Origin of the sequence: Candidatus Kosakonia sp. 282A-S69 (assembly GCF_029433855.1) — a bacterium.
Classification (GTDB): Bacteria; Pseudomonadota; Gammaproteobacteria; order Enterobacterales; family Enterobacteriaceae; genus Kosakonia; species Kosakonia cowanii_A.
Window position 1 is genome coordinate 1659457 of the sequence record NZ_JAROAU010000003.1, and the last position, 19790, is coordinate 1679246.

The 19790-nt window shown below is 52.4% G+C and carries 20 protein-coding genes and 5 pseudogenes; 20 read left to right on the forward strand and 5 right to left on the reverse strand.

Annotation, left to right across the window (positions count from 1 at the left end):
* The first annotated feature begins 4 nt into the window (after positions 1-4).
* From PU683_RS13530 to PU683_RS13575, 12 genes and pseudogenes are all read left to right on the forward strand, one after another.
* Entirely contained in the window at positions 5-235 is a 231-nt protein-coding gene (locus PU683_RS13530) for a phage holin (protein WP_431190939.1), read from the forward strand.
* A complete protein-coding gene (locus PU683_RS13535; RefSeq protein WP_277172252.1) occupies positions 235-738 on the forward strand; it encodes a lysozyme in 504 nt (167 codons plus the stop codon). The genes PU683_RS13530 and PU683_RS13535 overlap by 1 nt, the downstream gene beginning before the upstream one ends.
* A pseudogene (locus PU683_RS13540) lies at positions 728-1107 on the forward strand (DUF2570 domain-containing protein). The gene PU683_RS13535 and the pseudogene PU683_RS13540 overlap by 11 nt, the downstream one beginning before the upstream one ends.
* Positions 1091-1261, forward strand: a complete 171-nt coding sequence (gene lysC / locus PU683_RS22450) for an Rz1-like lysis system protein LysC (RefSeq protein WP_431190940.1) — start codon at positions 1091-1093, stop codon at positions 1259-1261. The pseudogene PU683_RS13540 and the gene lysC overlap by 17 nt, the downstream one beginning before the upstream one ends.
* Before the next feature lie 606 nt (positions 1262-1867).
* Positions 1868-2554, forward strand: a pseudogene (locus PU683_RS13545) (Rha family transcriptional regulator).
* A gap of 464 nt (positions 2555-3018) precedes the next feature.
* Positions 3019-3228, forward strand: a pseudogene (locus PU683_RS13550) (hypothetical protein); the annotation flags it as partial.
* 175 nt (positions 3229-3403) lie between these two features.
* Positions 3404-3919 carry a hypothetical protein gene (locus PU683_RS13555; protein ID WP_277172254.1) on the forward strand — a complete coding sequence of 172 codons (516 nt, stop codon included), beginning with the start codon at positions 3404-3406 and terminating at the stop codon, positions 3917-3919.
* A pseudogene (locus PU683_RS13560) lies at positions 3919-4904 on the forward strand (terminase); the annotation flags it as partial. The gene PU683_RS13555 and the pseudogene PU683_RS13560, both read left to right, overlap by 1 nt.
* Positions 4852-5672, forward strand: a pseudogene (locus PU683_RS13565) (phage minor head protein). The pseudogenes PU683_RS13560 and PU683_RS13565, both read left to right, overlap by 53 nt.
* 57 nt (positions 5673-5729) lie before the next feature.
* Complete coding sequence (locus tag PU683_RS13570) at positions 5730-6005, forward strand: hypothetical protein (RefSeq protein ID WP_277172256.1); 276 nt, start codon at positions 5730-5732, stop codon at positions 6003-6005.
* A 343-nt stretch (positions 6006-6348) separates the two neighbouring features.
* Entirely contained in the window at positions 6349-6456 is a 108-nt protein-coding gene (locus PU683_RS22455; protein ID WP_431190957.1) for a DUF7279 family protein, read from the forward strand.
* 232 nt (positions 6457-6688) lie between these two features.
* Positions 6689-7144, forward strand: a complete 456-nt coding sequence (locus PU683_RS13575; protein ID WP_277172258.1) for a hypothetical protein — start codon at positions 6689-6691, stop codon at positions 7142-7144.
* 437 nt (positions 7145-7581) lie between these two features.
* Here PU683_RS13575 and PU683_RS13580 read toward each other — a convergent pair whose 3' ends face one another.
* The gene (locus PU683_RS13580) at positions 7582-8577 is read right to left on the reverse strand and encodes an acyltransferase family protein (protein WP_277172260.1); all 996 of its coding nucleotides are present in this window, start codon (positions 8575-8577) and stop codon (positions 7582-7584) included.
* Positions 8578-8683: 106 nt separating this feature from the next.
* Here PU683_RS13580 and PU683_RS13585 point away from each other — a divergent pair, with 106 nt between their 5' ends.
* The 4 genes from PU683_RS13585 (at position 8684) to PU683_RS13600 (ending at position 10633) form a co-directional block, all read left to right on the forward strand.
* Positions 8684-8995 carry a S24/S26 family peptidase gene (locus tag PU683_RS13585; RefSeq protein WP_277172261.1) on the forward strand — a complete coding sequence of 104 codons (312 nt, stop codon included), beginning with the start codon at positions 8684-8686 and terminating at the stop codon, positions 8993-8995.
* Between the two features lie 439 nt (positions 8996-9434).
* Positions 9435-9674 carry an EVE domain-containing protein gene (locus tag PU683_RS13590; RefSeq protein WP_277172263.1) on the forward strand — a complete coding sequence of 80 codons (240 nt, stop codon included), beginning with the start codon at positions 9435-9437 and terminating at the stop codon, positions 9672-9674.
* Positions 9675-9901: 227 nt separating this feature from the next.
* The gene (locus PU683_RS13595; protein ID WP_277172265.1) at positions 9902-10222 is read left to right on the forward strand and encodes an HNH endonuclease signature motif containing protein; all 321 of its coding nucleotides are present in this window, start codon (positions 9902-9904) and stop codon (positions 10220-10222) included.
* 213 nt (positions 10223-10435) lie between these two features.
* On the forward strand, positions 10436-10633 hold the full coding sequence (locus PU683_RS13600) for a hypothetical protein (protein ID WP_277172267.1): 198 nt from the start codon (positions 10436-10438) through the stop codon (positions 10631-10633).
* A gap of 42 nt (positions 10634-10675) precedes the next feature.
* On the opposite strand, the gene PU683_RS13605 is transcribed toward PU683_RS13600, so the two are convergent.
* A complete protein-coding gene (locus tag PU683_RS13605; RefSeq protein ID WP_277172269.1) occupies positions 10676-11131 on the reverse strand; it encodes an ECs1072 family phage-associated protein in 456 nt (151 codons plus the stop codon).
* Positions 11132-11387: 256 nt separating this feature from the next.
* On the opposite strand from PU683_RS13605, the gene PU683_RS13610 reads away from it, so the two are divergent.
* From PU683_RS13610 to PU683_RS13625, 4 genes are all read left to right on the forward strand, one after another.
* Positions 11388-11633, forward strand: coding sequence for a hypothetical protein (locus tag PU683_RS13610; RefSeq protein WP_277174293.1), 246 nt, complete (start codon positions 11388-11390; stop codon positions 11631-11633).
* A gap of 197 nt (positions 11634-11830) precedes the next feature.
* Entirely contained in the window at positions 11831-12004 is a 174-nt protein-coding gene (locus PU683_RS13615) for a GhoT/OrtT family toxin (RefSeq protein WP_277172271.1), read from the forward strand.
* A gap of 122 nt (positions 12005-12126) precedes the next feature.
* A complete protein-coding gene (locus tag PU683_RS13620; RefSeq protein WP_277172273.1) occupies positions 12127-12300 on the forward strand; it encodes a GhoT/OrtT family toxin in 174 nt (57 codons plus the stop codon).
* A gap of 64 nt (positions 12301-12364) precedes the next feature.
* Positions 12365-13126 (forward strand): alpha/beta fold hydrolase, encoded by a 762-nt coding sequence (locus tag PU683_RS13625; protein ID WP_277172275.1) that lies wholly within the window; start codon positions 12365-12367, stop codon positions 13124-13126.
* A gap of 30 nt (positions 13127-13156) precedes the next feature.
* Here PU683_RS13625 and PU683_RS13630 read toward each other — a convergent pair whose 3' ends face one another.
* Genes PU683_RS13630 through PU683_RS13640 form a run of 3 tightly spaced genes read right to left on the reverse strand, consistent with a single transcriptional unit; the run spans position 13157 to position 19722 of the window.
* Positions 13157-15331 carry a virulence factor SrfC family protein gene (locus PU683_RS13630; RefSeq protein WP_277172277.1) on the reverse strand — a complete coding sequence of 725 codons (2175 nt, stop codon included), beginning with the start codon at positions 15329-15331 and terminating at the stop codon, positions 13157-13159.
* Positions 15328-18309: a virulence factor SrfB gene (locus PU683_RS13635; RefSeq protein ID WP_277172279.1), complete on the reverse strand. Its 2982-nt coding sequence runs from the start codon at positions 18307-18309 to the stop codon at positions 15328-15330. Before PU683_RS13635 ends, PU683_RS13630 begins: the two co-directional genes overlap by 4 nt.
* Positions 18310-18312: 3 nt before the next feature.
* Positions 18313-19722, reverse strand: a complete 1410-nt coding sequence (locus PU683_RS13640) for an SrfA family protein (RefSeq protein WP_277172281.1) — start codon at positions 19720-19722, stop codon at positions 18313-18315.
* Positions 19723-19790: the final 68 nt, after the last annotated feature.

A 19790-nucleotide genomic window follows, 5' to 3' on the forward strand; every position in this document is an offset into this window, starting at 1 on the left:
CAACATGAGCAAATTAGCTTCTGGTGCTGCCTATGGCGCATCAGCCGGGACGGTAGCCAATGGCGTACTGACCAAGCTAAGCCCTGATGAATGGAGTGCCGTTGGCGTGATTGCCGGCATCGTTGTGGCGCTTCTTACATTTGGCATCAGCTGGTATTACAAACGCAAAACCACCCTGGCGCAGATCGAGTCTTACCGGCGCTGGCCCAACCCGTCAGCTTTTAAGGAGGAGTGATGCCTTTTTCTACTCCGCTTCGCAGAAGGTTGATCGGCGCTGCCGGTGCTGGCGCGCTTGCGATAGCAACCATTTTTATTGGTGGCAAAGACGGCGTTGAAGGCCGGGAATATGAAGCCTATAAAGACGTCGCCGGGGTGTGGACGGTGTGCGACGGTCATACCGGCAGCGACATCATCCGAGGCAAGACCTACACCGACCGCGAATGCGATCGCCTGCTGTGGAAAGACCTGCAGCCAGCAAAGCGCACAGTCGACAACCTGGTGAAAGTGCCCCTGGGTGAGTACCAGCGCGCCGCGCTTTATAGCTTCGTGTTTAACGTTGGCTCCGATGCCTTCTCCAAATCGACTCTCCTGAAAAAGCTGAACCGAGGCGATCAGGAGGGTGCGTGCGAAGATATGCGCCGCTGGGTTTACGCTGGCGGGATGAAATGGAAGGGATTGCAGAACCGACGCGAGATGGAACGCTCTATGTGCCTGGCGGAAAGCAAAGATGATCTCTAACTGGAAAGCGGTCGCTGCTCTGCTCTTGCTCGCTGGCGTTCTGTCCCTCGCCTGGACGATTAACCACTACCGCACCAACGCGCTCACCTACAAAGACCAGCGCGATAAGGCGACGGTCAGGGCCAATTCATCTGAGGCGATCACCAACAACGTGATCACCGCGTTGAAACTCATTCGTGACATCTCACAGGCTACGCAGAATGCTAAGAACGAACTGGCTGAAAAGGGCGAAACGCGCATTATCTACATCAGGCAAGCACTTGAAGGCGATCCATGTGCTAAGCAGCTTGTTCCTTCTGCCGCTGCTGACAGCTTGCGGGAATACGCAACAGTTTACGTCCCGGCTCCGGTGGTGCCGATAAGCGCTGACCTGACCGCAGACACACCGATCCCCGGAATGTCGGTTCCGTTCACTTGGCAGGCAAGTCTGGAGTTAAACGCTCAGCTCTACACGGCGTTGGGGCAGTGCAATCTGGACAAGTCTGCCATACGGGAAATTGAAGCGTCCCGTTCTTCGCAGTAATTGGGTTTTATTACCGCTCGCATTTTTTTGTATTCCCATTTATCACATGGGACTCTCTCTTCGTCGCGCTTCAGGCGCATTAATAAGAGAGGATTTTATGGTGCTCCCCATTTTGCTAAAAAGCTATCAATCGGATGACTACTACCATGGCGAAATGTATCCGCGCGGGCGGCTTTTTCTTCACACTAAATTCACTGTAGATAAAGCGAGCAAGGTTATAACACAGGAAAAGGTTCACCTCGTTGAGAGGTTGCCTGATCTATCTGAGTGGTTCTTGTGCAGCAGGGTGTATTAACGGTACACAGCAAAAATTACCTTAATGCTTGAGCAATCAAGAGTTTTTATGCCCGCAACATGACAACCCGCACGAAGATTCAAATTTACTAACTCAAGAAAATCAGCCCCGATAACCTCGGGGCTTTTTTTATTGGGGCATGACAAACCCCAAGAAGAACTGCCACCCGAAATGGCAGAGCATGACCACAAACACACCGAACCCTAACCTGTGAAATGAGCCTTTGGAGACGTCAGTTTAGTGCTGGCGAGACTTCGGTGGGCTGGCGTTTCATTTCTGCAAAGGTTCATCTCACAAGTAAGGTAAACGCCATGCAATTAGTTGAAATCAAGAAGCTCGATCTGGTCACCAACTCGGCAATTATCGCCAGTGGTGTTATGAAGGATCACAAGCCAGTGATTCAACTCATCAGAAAGTACAAAAGCGACCTTGAAGAGTTCGGAAGGGTGGAATTTGAAATGCGACCCTTTCAAACGTATGGGGGCATGCAGAAGCAGGAAATAGCACTGTTAAACGAACAGCAAACCACGCTGTTGATCACCTACATGCGAAACAATAAAGTTGTGCGTGAATTCAAAAAGCGCCTGGTGGCTGAATTCTTCACTATGCGCAGCGCGCTAGCGCAAAAGAAGATGGACCGCAACTCTGCACGCCTGGAGTAAAAACCCATGACCGACGCCATCAAACATGAGCGTGAGGCTCAGGGTAAGCAGATCGCCCCGCATCACTTCAGCAACGAAGCTGACCTGATTAACCGACTGGCGCTGGGCATGACGGCGGCCAAGTTCCGCGTGCATCACGAAATCGGGAAGAAAGATTCCATCCGCGATTACCTGACTCCTGTGCAGAGCCATTGCATAACGGAGCTACAGCGCGCGAACACGGTGTTCATCAGCATGGGCTGGGACTTTGAGCAGCGGAAAGAAGTGCTGCGTGGCATGTTCGAGCGTAACCACCGAAAGCCGCTTATCGAAGAGCAGCACCATCTGGCAGCTTAAGCGCAAAATTGTGCCTACTGATTTTAAAAGAAAAAAAAGAGCCTCTTTCACAACAGCTCTCCATTGCAAGTTCTATTTCGTTTGAGATCAAAAAGTTTTTTATTATGACTTAGCGAGCTATCTCTTTTCTGTTATAAAAATGCCTCTTTAACTACAAGAAGAGGGATCCAAGATGGCAAATGAAGGTCAGAAATGCACTTTCCCAATTCACGGGACAAGAGAGGAAGGCACGTTCTTACAATTCGCTCCAATCGAAACGTACGACGATGCTAATCAGCTCCATACACCTATGAAAGCAATAGTTGAGCGGGAAAATGGACAGGTTTTAGTGCTTAACCCTCAAAATATCACTTTCGTTAAGTGAGACATAAAATTTTTAATAACCGCCTTCGGGCGGTTTTTTATTGCCATTACAGAAGCCATTCAAGCAGTGGCTTCGATAATGACCAACAGAGGGCAGGTAAATGTCCGACATCTACGAAATCACCATCACCACTCAAGACGGCGAAGAGTACGTCGGTAAGATGACGCGCCGTCAGCCTGAGCTGGTAAACGGCTTTGTTGCTCTGGCGCAGGAGAGTGGGGAGTGGCTTTACTTCGCTCCGGGCGACGTTAAGCGCTTCCGGTTCACGCCTGTTAACGCAGAGGAAGAGACTGATGGCGATGTGCAATCTGACGATTCAAGTGAAAGTGAAGTGGTGGCTTCCGGTGTATCTCAAGACGCTGGCACTGATGTGTCTGACGATGCGGTGCGAACCTGATTACGAAAAGTTGCGCGCGTTTATTGTTAAGCGTGGCATCAGCCAGAAACTGATCGCGACGCCGGTACAAAATAAAACGGAGTAGCCAATGAGCAAACCAGATTGGGAGGCCATTGAATCGGCTTACCGGGCTGGTTCATTGTCAGTAAGGGCCATCGGTGAAAAGCACGGTGTTAACCACGCCACCATCCTGAAGAGAGCCAATAAAGAGGGATGGCAGCGCGACCTGACTGAAAAGGTCAGGACTGCAACGAAGGCCAAGGTAACCAAATCGGTAACCAAAGACGGTAACCAGGCACCAGTGGTTACTGACGATGAGATAATCGACCAGGCATCTGATGAAGCTGCAGCGGTAATAATGGCTCACCGTGAAGGTCTGGCGGCATGGCGCGGCATCACCAATAAGCTTTGTGATTTCCTCGAAGACGCAGAAATAACGCAAGACAATCACGCCTCAATGTCTCGTTCGATCACGGCCGGCGTCGACGCTCAAATAAAAGTCATAAACGCAGAGCGCAAGGCGTACAACCTCGACACCGAGGAAGGCAATAAGACGGTTGATGACCTGTCTAACCTGATGGATTCATTGTCTCAGGGGGCATAATGAAACCTGAGCACCTCAAGCTGCTGAGAGATAAAGACTGGCGGCTGAATAACCTTTACTGGATAACCGACAAAGAAGGTAAGCCCACCCGCTTCAGGATGACGCCTGAGCAGCGCGAATACTTCGAAGGCATCCACACCCGCAACATCATCCTGAAAGCCCGCCAGCTCGGATTCACTACCGAGGTCTGCATTATTCAGCTCGACGCCGCTCTGTTCGAGTCGGCGAAATGCGCGCTGATCGCCCATACGCTGAACGACGCAAAGCGCCTGTTTCGCGGAAAGGGAAGTACGCATACGACAAGCTGCCGGCAGAAATTAAGGCTGCCAACCCGGCCAGTAATGACTCTTCTGGTGAGCTTGTATTCAGGAAGGGAGGCTCACTGTACGTCAGCACGTCTTTCCGTGGCGGGACGCTGCGCTACCTGCACGTTTCCGAGTTCGGGAAGATATGCGCCAAGTTTCCGCATAAAGCACGGGAGATTGTTACTGGTGCGTTTGAGGCGGTATCAACTGGCTGCTTTGCTACGATCGAGAGTACGGCAGAGGGGCGGGCGGGTTACTTCTTTGATTACTGCCAGACAGCAGAGAAGGCCTTGCTTCAGGGTAAGCAGTTATCCGCTCTGGACTGGAAGTTCTTTTTCTTCTCCTGGTGGAAGAATCCGCTTTATGCAATCGACCCGGTTGAGCCGCTGCCAGCGCGCCTGGTTGAATACTTCGCTGAGATGGAGGCGAAGCACGGCGTTGTACTGAATGATCGTCAGAAGGCCTGGTACCACGCCAAAGAGAAAACTCTCGGCGATGACATGAAGCGCGAGTATCCGACCATTCCGACGGAGGCGTTTCAGCAGTCCGTCGAGGGGGCGTATTACGCCAAACAGTTCCGGTGGCTGTATACCAACAAGCGAATCGGGCAAATCCCTGACAACTCACATCTCCCTGTGCATACGTTCTGGGATATCGGCGTGGGCGACTCGACGGCAATCCTGGCTGATGTGTAACAACGACGGCGCAGAGCCATCGCTGTATCAGCTCAACGAAGGCAAGTTCATCTACAACATGACCGCGGCGGAACTGGCAAGCCTGCTACAGATTGTGCAGCTGATTCTCGATGATGAGCTTATCGATGGCGGCAGCCAGAACCTGTGGGCAATGGACTATGTCTCCGCTGAATATGAGCGCGGCACGCTCAGCGCCTTCACCAACCTGCCGGTTCAGTCGCCAGTCTATGCTGGCCAGACGACGCTGCAGCAACTCCTGTCAAGCCCGGCGTATCAGAACCAGATAGTCAGCGCCTATATCAGCACTTATAGCGACTGGAAAGGTATCAGCGACACCGCCCGCGCAGATCTGGCAAATGTCATAGCTGATTCAACCCGGTCGAGACTGCAACCATCGTCAGCAAAAGACTTGATGTCTCCATGGCGAAGGCCAAGGTAATCGCGCAAACGGAGCAGGTCGGCGCGCTGCGCCAGGCGCAGTGGAACGAAACGGACTGGGCTGCCGATCGGCTGGGGCTAAATACTGGCCTTATGTGGCTGTCAGCGCTCAAGCCAACCACGCGACTCTGGCATGCCAGCCGCCACGGCAAGGTCTACACCACCGAAGAGGTGCGTGACTTCTACGCCGAGAATGGCAATCGGTACAACTGCTATTGCAGCCAGATTCCGGTGCTGCTAAACGATGACGGCAGCATCTTCAACGAAGGGTTGGCGGATAAGCTTAAGAATGAGCGTCAGCAGTGGAAAATTTGATAGTTGTAAGTGTACTTTTTTAGAGACATATTAGAGTCCTACACATAGGAGATGAATATGTCTTTTTATAACAACATCCAGAAAAAGTTATCAGAGTTAAGTGACGCTAAAAAGCAGTACTGGGAAGACCTTGAATCACGTATCAACTATTTCCAAAATGGGCTTATAACCTATCTTGGTGTAAAAGAATTAGTATTATATGATTCTAAAGATAAAAGTTATCCCATTGTTGTTGTCGGAGCTATGAACGGTGATTCCGTAGAAAGGGCTCCAGGATATAAATTGGAAAGGGTTGAAGGGGAAATCAAATCCTTGCTTTTTATGTGCAAGTAAACCTTTCTAAAGCAAATAGCGAAATTCTTGATAGCAAAAAAAATATTAAAATGCTTTATCTGGCGTTGAGGTGATGATTACTTCGTTAATGTCGAAGGCGTAGAGGTAAAGTGCGCTAGAAAAACTAGCACGAATGACTTTACTTTAGCCTATGACGAAATTTACAAAAATCTTGAAAATCATTTAGACAAGAAAAGTTACGAGTAACATTAATCGATCAAAAAAGGTCGCCTCGGCGGCCTTTTTTGATTGTCTGAAATCCACCAATGAGGTCGCTATGTGGCAATTAGCTTATGACAATAATTTCCCGATTCGAGGCTGGGTTTACTCAAAGCCTATAGAGATGCGGTGGGACAATCGAAACATTGAGAATGTGCGCTTATGCCACTTCTTTCCTGCCAAACCAACCAAGAAACAACTCCGCCAGGCTCGTAAAAACAAACTTCATTAACGAGGACCCAGCATGACTGTGTATTGGTGCAGCGGGTGTGGTCGAATCGTGGGCTACCGGTGCGTAACTGATCTGGAATATTACTGGATATAACGTGAAGCCTTTTTACAGAAACTGTAGATTCTAAGGGGCGGAGATTTGGAGTCGATACTAAGAGGGTACGGTTGCTAACTGTCATGAACAAGATTGCTACACCTCACATAACGTAAAAGGTCTTTATCTGGTAGCACCAGTGACAACAAAAGTTGATAGCTGTATTTTTGAGTACAATGATGATGGGGCAATTACATTAGATGCATATGGGTACAAAACAACATACAATTTGCAAATAGTAAATGTGTTTTTTGAGATAAGTAATGCGGGTCCGCATAATAATTATAAAGATCGCAGCGGTGCCACAATAACAGTGAACTCCCCGAAATCATCAAATGGTGAACTAGACCCTTCTGCCGCTGAAATACTTTTTGAAATGAGAGGTTGCTATTTTGTAGATGTGACGGATAAAGCCACGACTTACGGATTCGTTTATATCAACTGTAAAACCCTTACCGCCATAGCCAGTTCCTGTTACATAAATCCTGCGATCTCAGATAAAACAAAGATGTATACTGGTAGTATAAACGGTTGGACTGATTTTACTAAAAATTATCTTGATACAAAAAAACTCTATAGCAAGTTCTGGAAATGAATCAAAGTTCAAGAAGGTCTCTTTTGGAGAAACAAGCTTTTTTGATATGGGCGGTGCATTTGTATAGATGGAAAAATTTGGGCATACTTCAAAGTTTATTACACTTAATCCATCTCAGTTACTAACGTTTTTTATATCTATGATACCAGTGACTGTAGTGAATGGAGATGTATACATTACTGCAAGTAACAATAATGGTTATTCTATTTATAAATACCGTTCGTTTGGGACTTCTTCAAATAAAACCTTAATAATGATTGATAGTAGCGTAAAAGGAGGTCCATCTATTAATGTTAGCGTCGCTTTTGAGCCAGTGAATTATTATTTAACGGTTACTAATGGTTTCGCAGCAGCTAACTTGACTATTTTTTTCTGGGACTGCTCATTGATATTATTTGGTTTATCCCCATGCACCTCATAATGCATGGGGATAATTTTTAATTTATTCTACTCTTAATGTGAGTGTAAATTTTAAGTGTCGTAAAGTAACTTAGAACAAAACATAAACATGTGTAGACAACAGCATCAATAGGATCGACAAGTTTATATGTGATACCAAAAATAGAAAGCAGAGAAATGGTTGTCAGCTTGATTATTTGTTCGGTTCCGCAGAGTAGTAATGAATTTCTTCCGAGCATCAATATGGAGGGTAACTGAAGATATTTAGCCAACGCAATGCTCGGAACGAAGAGTAAAACGGTGATCAAAAAGCTAATAACATATTGCACCGCAGATATGTTGAAACCAGCCAAAAGGTAGTAAGTTGTTTTATAGTATACGGTGACCATTACAACCAGAGAGAGTGCTAGTATAAAAAATCCCACCAATAGAGTAAAATTATTGTTGGGAGAAATCCAATCACCTTTTAGTTTTTCTGAAATGAGATAACCAAAGGAAAAGAAAACTAAGTAATATAATGCACTATCCACATTAAAAAAAAGTTTCGGTACCCCATCCCACCAGTAAGGTGTGAAAATATAAAAAAAGAAAGCAATCAAAAATACCCAAAATTTTCTCTTGAATATTACTTCAAGCACTGAGTGATAAATAATAACGACAAAAAGGCAGGGGAGAAACCAAAGCGAGCCAAGCGGTACGTTGTTTCTTATGCCACGAAAACATTCGCGAAGCATCTTGCTCACTTCTTCAGCCGGAATCTGGTTTTTTATAACAAGGAAAGTGACACCAATAAGGGAGAAGGCGATGTAAGGCACAATAATTGAAAGAAATGTTTTTTTTGTATTCAGAAGTAAATCGTTCTTTGTTCTTGAGCCTTTAAAAACTATCCCTGAGATAAAAAAGAACAGTGGGACATGAAAGGAAAAAACAAATAAGTAAAGCTTTCCGGCATCGTTGCCAAGATGCCCTAGATAGATATAAAACATCCCAATTAATTTTAATGAGTCAATCCAATTAACGCGGTTTATATTCATTTCCGTATCTCATGATTTTTTATGGAGAATAAATGTTTGTCCAAGATGATTCAGTTTTGTAATCATGTACTAATGAGTTTTTACAGATGATCTTTAGAAGGTTCTGATGGAAACCAAAGTGCTAACCACCGTCACCATATCAGATTTCTTGGAGGTTTTGCTCACTTTTAACTTGGACTGGGTGCTGCGAGAGGCCTTCCTGCGCGCGGCGGCTGGGTCCCGGCGTGAAGCTATAAAGAAAGGGGCTTTGCTGATACTGGACATCTCGGCCACGCCAGTAGACGGGTCGATCGTGATGTGCCACCTGGATGAGCAGATGCGCATGCTGCGGTTGCGGCTTCATCCGCGCCCAAGGCTGGAAGAACTCGACAGGCCGGAAATCACCTACCCGATGACGAGTTCGATGATAAACCGGTGATGTGACGGATGGGGCATGGATGGGTCAAAAAATTAGCGCAAAACAACTCAAAACCTCATAAGGCAGTGACTCGTCTTGCGCTAATGCTTTGGTTTTAGCTAGCTTCTGACTTACTTCAACTTAGCTCGTCAAAAAGATGCCGCACATGATGATAAAACACTGATAGAGAGTTAAGCGGCTGGAATAGAAGGTTGTTGCGTTCCGGCCGCTTTCTTACGCGGTGTAGAAAGGGCTGAGAAATGGAAATGTTGGTTAGGCAGGGCAAGCGGAAGTCGTTTTGCTCTGTTACCCATTGATCATACAGAGGAGGACTTTTATTTCTTTTGGCCGATGCCCCATCGGTTTTCCTCTACCCTCTTAGAAATTTTCTCTACTTTAGGGGTATATATTCCTGTCGGATGGTCGATACTATTTTTTTAGCTTTTTGAAGGAATGAAAAATGCGCTATTTCAATGCGTATCATGGCCCGAATAATACAGAGGCATTTGAATACAGTAATGGATATGGAGTAGGGCAAGAGTGGAAAATTGCACAGGTGAATTCAGGGGATCGCCTGTTTATTATCCAAAAACTATCTGGCGCGCGTGACTTCTTGCTGTGTGGCTTGTTTGAAATCGTTGAGACTTACCAGGATTCAAATAGCGTTTACCCATATAGGGTTAAGCTCAACGATCTCTAGGCTCTTGACAAATTCATACCCCTGGATGAGCTGCACATTAGTAAACAGCTCCCCATAAGCCAAAGAAGAGAAGAGAGCCGTGGACAAATTTTAAAAAGCATTTTTGTCATCAGGGCGCTTCCCTTAAAGCACCTTTAGATGCAGATGTTTTGTCTGTGCTTACTTCCCTGCTGACACTCTCAGATGATCAAATTGATAATCCCGGGCGCAGGAAGGATGGCTTGCGTATGGTTAAAATCCGTCATGAGCAGGGGAAGTTCCGTAAAGCGGTGATGTCGAATTGGGAAGGAAAGTGCGCGATTACCGGAAGCGCTTTGGCAGTTGAGTCTTGTCATATCATTAGACATGCTGACAACGGCCTGCCGAGCGTGGAAAACGGGATAGCGCTTGCTGCCGATTTACATAAGTTATTTGATAGTGACCATCTGAGCTTCAGAGGGAATCGAATCATTTTGTCAGCGTCTGCAAGAAGCGAAGCCAGATATAAAGATTTTCATGATACTGAACTGCGTAAACCACTGACGCCTGTAAATCTCTCCGTGAAATGATCAAGCGCCTCTCTACGGGAGCCGCCGAAGATTGGTCACAGGATCGCAATGAAACCCAAACTGTTTTCCTGAGAGGCTGAGAGAGGATATTGCGTATGTTTATCGCTGCCAGGTCAAACTGGTAATTACTTACAAATATTGTCATTACCCCGTCACAAAAAGCGGCAATAATAGCTGGCTTTTTGAATAATCAGGCAGGGGAATTAAAACATAATGAGTAAAATCGTAGTCGTACTGATTCCCGGACGCGCTGCCGAGTTTCTGACGGTGGATGACGGCGACACAACTATCTCTTCAGCACTGACGAATGGCATCATGCCCATTGAAACTTACTGGTGTGAAGGAGAGGCATTTCATTTTGCCCGCGCGCCGCTGGCGCTAACAATGGAGTGTAGCGCGGCGGCACAGTAATTAAAAAAGGGGCTCGTCTGAGCCCCTTTTTTATCGCGCAGCTTAGCGGCGCAGAAACACTTCGTTCTCACGCGGTGCCCAATCTTTCTCTGAAAAATCGTAGGTGGGTAACGCCTCTTCCTTAATGCCCTGTGAGCGCAGCACCGCGCGCACTTCTGCCGGTAAGTTTTCGTCCCGGAACAGTTCGGCCAGCACAAACAGCGTATCGATAAAGGAGAGCTGTTTTACTTCAAACGGCTTCCAGCCGGTGCGTTTGAAGATCAAATGGTAGAGCGCCTCCTCGCCGGCAAGGGGGACAAAGTTGCTGGCATACTTTTCACGATGGCGCGCCAGCAGCACTTCGAGGATAAATATTTGCGCAATGCGCTGCCTCGCAGCATGGCCCCGCACGCTATCCGTGGTCCAGTCGATATGCGTGATGTCATTATTTTCACGCACCCGAACTTCAATGGCTTGCCACAGATCGTCATATTTCTGCATAACCTTACCTTGTTTCATATTTTCTTTGCCTGTTAAAAACAATAACAGAGAAGATTCTGGCTCGCCAAATATAGCAGCCCCAAACTTCAGGCTTTCGATATTAATATCCAGACTTAAGTTAAATCTCACTCAGAAATCCATGCGGATACGCTGAGTTGTTTTTAATCAACATTAACGGGGCATAATAAGAATATTTTTGTGGTTCATACCTTCACGGGATACGAAAATGAAAATAGCGAGGTGGTTGGCGGGCGTTATTGTGGTTGCCGGCGTGATGATGGCACCGCAGGGAGTGGCAAAAGGGCAGGCGCTAAGTGATGCGCAGGTAAAACAGGCCATTATTGAGGAGTCGATCGCCGCGTATCCGGGCCCCTGCGCCTGCCCGTTTAACCGGGCGCGCAACGGCAGTTCGTGCGGGCGACGAAGCGCCTGGAGCAAAGCGGGGGGTTATGCGCCCATCTGTTACGCCGATGAGGTGACGAAGGAGATGATTAAGGCGTGGCGCGAACGCCAGCAATAAGCAGAAGCAGACGCCCGCTGGTGCTGCGTTTATCCTCCCCATTAAGGATGACTCCCGGCGGGCGTTTATGAATAGATTCAGCCCGTTAGATCAAAACTGCGGCCTGCAGACTCTTTTGAGAAACTATTTGAACTTGATAAATGTCAATTAAAAGAGCATATTGCGCACGTTTTGTTACTTCTGGGTTAATGTTTGTTATGTCCTTATACCAAAAAATGTTGGTGTTCTATTTCGTTATGGCGTTAATCTGCGCCTTTATCACGTGGTTCCTGTCGCACGAGCGCAAACGCATCCGCCTGCTGAGCGCTTTTTTGGTCGGTTCCACCTGGCCGATGAGCTTTCCAGTGGCGCTGCTGTTCTCCATTTTCTGATCGCTGCCAGGCCGACAAAGCAGCAGGAGTTGTGAGCTAAAACGTGACAGCCCAGACAGCATGCGAGTCAGAAAGAGAGCAGCATAGCGAGAGCACGTTAGCCTATGGACAGGAGAAGGCGCATGGAACTCTACACAAAACTGCTGATTTTTTACGCCGTGATGGCAACGATCTGCGCCTTTGTCACCTGGTTTCTCACTAAAGAGAAACCCACCATACGCTTGTTGAGCGCCCTGTTAGTGGGCGCGACATGGCCGATTAGCTTTCCGGTGGCGCTCCTTATTTCACTCTTTTGAAATCGCTCGCAATCTTGCGCTGGTATGCTGTATAAAATACCAGTATCACGCAAGAGGGGGGCAAATGGACGAACTCTATTCACACCACGCACAGTGCCGCGTTCGCTGGCATGCCTTACCGGGTGAAGGCGACCCGGTAATTTTTATTCACGGCCTGGGCTGCGCATCATCGTTTGAATATCCGCGCATTATTACCGACCCGGCACTCGCCGGTAGACGTGCCGTACTTATCGATCTGCCCGGCAGCGGCTACAGCGAAAGACCCGCCAGCTACGCTTATCGCACCCCCGATCAGGCAAACGTGGTGGTGGAAGTGCTCGATCATCTCGGTCTGGACGCCTTCTGGCTCTACGGTCACAGCATGGGCGGCAGTATCGCCATTGAAGTCGCCTCACTTGTTCACTCACGCCTTAACGGCCTTGCCGTCTCTGAGCCTAATTTTTACCCCGGCGGCGGGCAGTTCAGCCGGGAAGTGGCAAGCATGGACGAAGGGGATTTTGTCACCTGCGGCTTTGCGGCGATGCTGGCACGGGAGGCTTCACCCTGGGCGGGCAGTTTGCAGAGCACCGCGCCCTGGGCGATGTGGCGGGAAGCGAAAAGCCTGGTAGAGGGCATCACGCCTGGCTGGATGACGCTGTTTGTCGATCTGCCGCGCCCGAAGACGCTCATCTTTGGTGCGCACTCGCTGCCGGACAGTGACGCCGATGAAGTACGCCACCAGGGGATCGATCTGCGGATTATCGCCGACGCCGGGCACTCAATGTCGTGGGAGCAGCCTGCGGCGCTGGCGCAGGCTTTAGGGTCGTTTATTGCGCAGCACGAATAAAAAACCCGGCAGAGATTGCCGGGTTGCGGGTTAAGGTAGCAGCGCTTTTAGCGCCGCGCGCGCGTCGGGGCTGACATCGAGCGGGTGGCGGTAACCGATATTTTCAATCGCCCGGTTATAGAGCGCGACCAGCCAGTCGTAGACATAGCGAGTGGCGGCGTGCACCGGCTGATCGCCGAGACGCGTTAACCGCGCGCCGCCCACTTCAATCGCCGCGGTAGCAAAAATGGTGCTGCCTTTCTGCACGCGGCTCGCCGGGCGGCTCTCCTGCGGAAGATCGGCATAGCCGAGCCAGGCGACAAAGTTGCCGATGGCGGCATGAAGCTGCGCCGCGCAGGCGGTATCACGCTGCATAATTTTCTGCAGCGTTTCCGGCAGGCGCAGGCGGTAGCTGCTGACAATCACAATCTCCGCCATCTGGCGCAGCGTCGCCGGGCTGACGCCCAGACGCACGGCGTTGTCATCGTTGCGGCTCCACTGGCGCACATGGTTTACCCACAGCGCGTGCGCCTGCTGACCGACATCTTTCGCCATCGCCTGCGGCTCGGCGCTCTCGGCCGACTCGGCAAACAGATCGATTGACTCGTTAAACAGGCCGCTCACTTTCTCTTCCCTCGGCTGCTGTACTTTCCACAGCGTATCGAACTGCTGCATATCCGGCATTAATCCTTCCAGCAACTCGCCGTGGCGTGAAGCCTGAACCTGCAACTCGCGCACCACGGACTCCGCACGTTTACGCTGCTCATCCGCATCCTGTTCCGGGCTGACAACCCAGGCCTGCAACAGATCGCGCAGGGCGCGCTGCTGGCGATCGCTCAGCGCTTTCAGCCGCTGCTGGCGCAGGGCGGGCGCGGTGGCTTGCGCCAGCCACTCGAGCAGACGCTGTAAACTGCTGGCATCCAGCGCCTGCAGCGTGCCCCAGTGCTGGCCCGGCTTGCCAATCAGCTGCTGGACGGTCTCATCCAGATTTTGCGCCAGCGTAAAGCGCGCATCCTGTGGGGTGATCGCCCACACCAGCCCCGGCAGCGCCGACTCCTGGCCGGACTGCGTCTCTTTCACCCAGTTCAGCAGTGCGCGTGCGGTGGTGGCGGTCTCCGCGCGATCCAGCGTGGCGTTGCAGATCATCAACACATCCGGTTGCAGGCGCTGGCGGTAGTTCTCCAGCAGCCAGCGGCACTTACTGCGCCACAGCGGCTGGCCTTCACGCGGGCCGGGGGCGGGAATATCCACAATATCGACGCCGGGCAACAGGCTGTTTTCCACCGGCAGCACCAGCTCGCGGGTGATCAGCGCCAGCGTCGCCAGCGGAATGCTGATCGCATTTTGCAACTGCTCATTGGCCCACGGGTGCACCACCACTTCATCCTGGATCGCCTCTTCCTGCTCGACCGCCGGGGTTAAAAAGCCGTCGGTCGGCAGTGCAAAGGTGTCTACCAGAATGCTCAGCGGCGCTGCGATCTCGCAAGCGTTACCGGTCTGGTGCAGGGTATGCGCAAGGGCAAACCACTGCTGGGTCAACTCCTGCTGTTCGCCCCACAGCAGCGACCAGGCACTGGCGCGCGCGGTCAGATCAAGGGCGGGCAGCAGGGCGGCGAACTGATACCAGAGCGCATCATCCATCTGCTGCTGCGCGGCGGGAACAACTGAACGCCAGAAGCGGGCGATAGCGCCAATCTCTTCGGCGGTGATCCCAGGCACAGCGTTAGGCTGGCGCAGCGCGCGCCATTTCTCGATCCGGTCTTCAATTACCGCTTTATCAACAGCGCGTACGTCCGGCTGCTGATGGGCATGGGCGATAAACAACTGAACCAGCTCCGCTTCGCTGAGAATGCGCAGGCAGAGCGGGAATCCGTCATCCATAAACGGCACGCGCTGGCTGAAGCGCAGCGCCATGCTGGTGAGGGCGTGACCAGGGTTGATATGGCTGAAGTAATCCAGCGTCTTTTCGCCGGGGCGCACATGCATGCGTCCATTGCCGCTGCCGCACAGAGCCGCGAGCAGATGCGCTTTTGCCGCCTGCGAGCGACCATACAGCCCGACGGTGCAGGGAGTGTCAGCCACCTCCGTCAGCGCCTGTTCATCAGCCGCGGCAGCGGTAACGCGCGCCAGAAGGGCATCGGCGTCGTCATCAAGCAGCGGTGAGTGCTGACGGTTGTTATTGATCCATGCGGTTAAGGCTTGGGTGGTTTTTACGCTCGCACTCATTTCAGGTACACACTCCCGCTGTCGATCCAGTAATGGCTTCCGCTGTGTCGGCGGTCGGCCAGCGTGTTCAATTTAAACGTTAACGCATCAGCAGGAACCGGGGTGCCATCCTGCAACCAGGCTTCACTCAGGGTAAATGCCTCCGGGCCGTGGTGTTTATTGCCGCCGCTAAACTGTAGCCGCACGTTCAACACCCCGTCGCCAGCGATAGTTTTCGCCAGCTCCTGCGAGTTGATACTCAGGGTATAGAGCGGCGTGGCCGGCCAGCGGGCGTTGGCCAGCTGACGGAAACCGAGCGTGACATTGCCGCGCAGCGGGAAGTGCAGCCGCGCATCCAGTTTCGCACCGGGTTTATCCAGATCGATATCGTGATACCAGATGTTCTCATCGCGCAGGGTGTTAACCACGTTATCCAGCACGCCGAGATAGCGCACCGTAGAGTAGGCACCAATATCCGCCGCTTTAAAGTTGAAGCGCGGCAGGCGCAGATCGAGCGCCAGGCTGCACAGCATCGCACCAACGGCGGCGGTCGATTTCGGGTTGCCGATTTTGCCCTGCTGGCTGAAGGGGTACCACTCGTGCACCCGGTACTTATCCAGCCAGACCATGCGGTTGACCGGCACCGGTTGCAGGTGGCGAATCAGCGCCTGCACGCCAGGTAAACAGCCAGGGCGACCGGTAATCAGCAGTACGTCACAGCTGTAGTGGCTGATCGCCTCGCACACCGCGTGCAGCGGGGCGGTCAGGGTAAACTGCCCGGCCAGCATCGCCTCCTGCAGATCGCGGAAGGTGATTTGCAGCGGCACCGACAGCACATCAAACTCCGCCGAACCGGCAGGCAGGGCGTGATCGATCGCCTGCTTCAGGTAGTTCATCACGTTGCGCGTCGGCGTCTGCTTCAGCAGCTCGCCAAAGGTGGCATAGAGACCGGCCAACGGATCGTTAATGTCGCTCTCTTCCCACGCGGCAAGAATTGCATGGCCGACAGGCATAAAGAGTTGCAGCGTGGTTTGCTGGCGCAGCACTGCCTGGGTATCAATACGCCCGGAGTCGCCAAACAGCGTTGCCATGATTGCTGCCGCATCGGTAATGCCCGCTTTCTGCATATGTGTTTGCAGCGCAGGCAGCACGCAGCGCTGGATCACATCTAACAGAATGTCATCGCCCGCCACTTTAAACCCTTCACGGAAGAGCAGCTGCGGGGTGATTTTGACATTGCTGCCGGTGCCATCATCCAGCTGATAGTGGGTGATGGCCATATCGGTGGTGCCGCCGCCGATGTCGACAGACGCCACGCGCAGCGAGCGCCCCGGTACCGCGCCCGGTGCTTCGGTACGATCCGGGCGGGCGAGGGAGGCAAAAAAGGTTTCGGTCTGCCCGGCGAAGCGGGAGATCGCTTCGTTATAGAGCCACACCAGCTGACCGCAGCTCGCTTCGTCCCACTCCATCTGGATATAGGGCACCGGCACCACGCTCTTTTCCTGCTGCTTGCGTTGGGCAAAATCCTCATCCTGCGGATGCCAGCCCATCGCTTTCCACACCAGGGCAATCGCTTCAAACATGCGGCGACGGAAGATCTCGCGCTCCTGCTTAGGCATCGCCGACGGCAGGGTGAGAATAATGGTGCGCAGCTGGCGCGGCGAGGCCGGGAAGCCAAGGCGCAGGCGGGTCGCGACGCTGTTGATCTGCCCGAGCGCCTGCGAGAGCAGTTCGCACAGCATATGGGTCATCAGCGTGCTGCGGCTGTACTGCGGTGAAAAGACCGGCAGACGTTCATCCAGCGGCAGGCTGTAGAGCGGCTGCCCTTCGTCATTCATCAGGTTCATCAGCGGGAAGGCGGTCGCCAGCGGTTCACGCTGCGTTTTGCTGTTCATCTGACTGAAACGCCAGTCCTGCAACACCGGGGTTTCATCCCACAGATAGCGACGCGGGCTGGAGATACCGCTGTTGCCTTCGGTGCCGATACGCTGCATTGCCAGCTTGCGCGCCTCATCGCCGACGCGGACGATCGACGGCCAGATAAAAGCATCTTCACGCCCGCTCTCGACCGAGAAGTGCTGCTTGCCGAAACGCGCTTCGGAAAACTCAAGTCGGCTGGTAAACAGCGGCTCATTAAGAAACTGTGGCTCGCTGAGCGAGCGCACCTGCAATTCCGCGGTCTGGCGCAGGCCATCGTTAGCATCGCCATGATCTTCAATAATCACGCCGCAGGTGTGCGTATTGCCGACATCCAGGATCAGATCGACCGGAATGGCCGGAGTGCTGAGGGTATGGGTGACAATTTTTACTTCCGGCACCTGCAACTGCATACCGAGCAGAGACATCAGGTTCAGCCAGTGCGCCTGGTACTCAAAACCGCGCAGGGCCTGGTGGATCTCGCGCTCGCTGCGGCTTTCGTGCTGGGTAATAAAGTGCAAAAACGCTTCGCGCAGCCAGCCATCAACCCACGTTTGATCGAGAAAATCGGCCACTTCATCATCGCGCCACGCGAGCGAAAAGCGGGTGCCGTTGAGAATATCATTCTCCTGCGGCGCGAGGGCGGCAGGCGAGTTGCCGTTGATCTGGCTATCGAGGGCCAGCGCCACGCGGTGCGTATTACCGGCGCTGTCCGGCTCCGACAGTTTGCGGATCTGCACGCGTGCCCAGTTATCCGGGCCTTCAACGAAGGTGCGCGGCGGGTTGAAGCGCAGAAAGGGGATCGGCAACCAGACACCGTCGAGGATCGACAGGGAGTATTGCAGCGAGTGGGTGCTCTCGGGTTTAACCACCTCAGGCTGACCGCCTTCGCGGTTGGGCAGGGTATAGCGCTCGTTCACCACGTCAAAATCGAGGCGTAGCAGCGGCCCGTTCGCCGTTTTACGCACGAAACGGCCACTGTTCGCCGAATCCTGCGGCGTCAGGCCGAAATCGAGAAACTGCACGCCACTATTGGCGATCAGCGTGACGCTCTGTTTGTAGTCGCAAAGATTAACCAACATAACTCAATCACCTGTGTTTCTGAACGTCACCGGAACGGTGGTTTTTGCGTCAAAACGCGCGCTGCACTCCGCCACGTCATTGGTGCCTGCTTTACAGGAAATATCCGGCATCGGGTAGCGCGTCCCGTCGCTGCAACGCGCATTACCGCGGCTCTTGATCAGCAACTCGCCCGTCTGATGCAGGCCCGAGAAGAGGTCGGCGCGGCAGGTGACGTTCTTGCCGATCACAATACGGGCGCTGCCCTTATTATTCTGAATCTGATAACGCACGTTCGGCGCTTTACCGGTGACCGGATCTTTAACCTCCATCGCCACACGCCAGCTGCCATTAAGGAATTTGGTCGAGCCCATTTTGACCTGTTGGGCATCCATTACCATTGCCCCTTTCGGGATCGGCATGATCACGACCGGCTCGTTTTCCGCCGGTTTCTCAACCGGGGCTTTCTCTTCGGCTGGCAATACCGCGGCCTGGTGCAGCGGCAGATTGGCTGACAGTGCCGGGATCGGTTCTGCTTCAATCGGCTTCGGTGCAATGGCGACCGGTTTTGCCGGCTCGGCAACCGGCGCAGAGGTAGTCTCTGCCTGCTGCTGTTGTTTGAGAACGACCGGCACGGCAACGGCGGCGGCGACGGCAGCCGCTATTGGCAGCAGCCACAGCGCGGTGCGGCGACGTTTTTTCGTTTTCGGCGCGGGCGCGGCGGCGGGCTCTTTCGCCAAAGCAGGCTCCTGCTCGGCATCCTGCACCGCCTGATAGATTGGCGCGACATTCACCGGCTGCGTTTTCACCGGCGGCGGGGTTAAGAGCGGGGCGTCGGCCTGGCTGAAGCTCGCTTCCGGCACGGCTTCGCTCTGAGCCTCTTTTTCCGTCTCTGGCTCGGGTTGCGGCTCGGGCTCCGGTTCCGGCTCGATCACCATTTCCGGCACGTCCGGCTCTGGCTCATAGAGGCACTCAAGCACGTTTTCACGTGCGCTTTCATTAAGATTAACGAAGCCCCAGAAGGTGATGACCGGTTTGCCATCAACGAGGAAAACATGGTTTTCGCCAGGGAACTGCAGCGCTTTTTCCAGCAGCGAACCGAAAAGCTGCTGTGCGGTTTTTGGCGACTGCATGCATTTACGGCTCAGGGCGGCCGCGGCTTCAAGCGTGTTTTCGAGGTAGCGCAGGGCGCGGGCGCGCGCCTCCGGCTCTGCCGCTTTCCATGAGCGGGACTGACCGTCAACAGGCGAGTACCAGTCGACGCGATCGCCTTCATCATTAACCTGCGGTATCGCCAGGCAATCCACTAACGCCTGCTGTTTACGCAGACGCAGAGCTTCTCGAATTTGTAGTGCCGAATCGAATACGGCCTGACCGCCGCCGCCAACGGCCTGGAAATCATCCAGATCGCCGCTGCGCAAAAGTGTTTTTGCCACGTTTTCATCCCATAGACTTCTTCACGCGTCTACTATACGCGTTCCCGTCGCCAGTAAAAGGCAGAGGA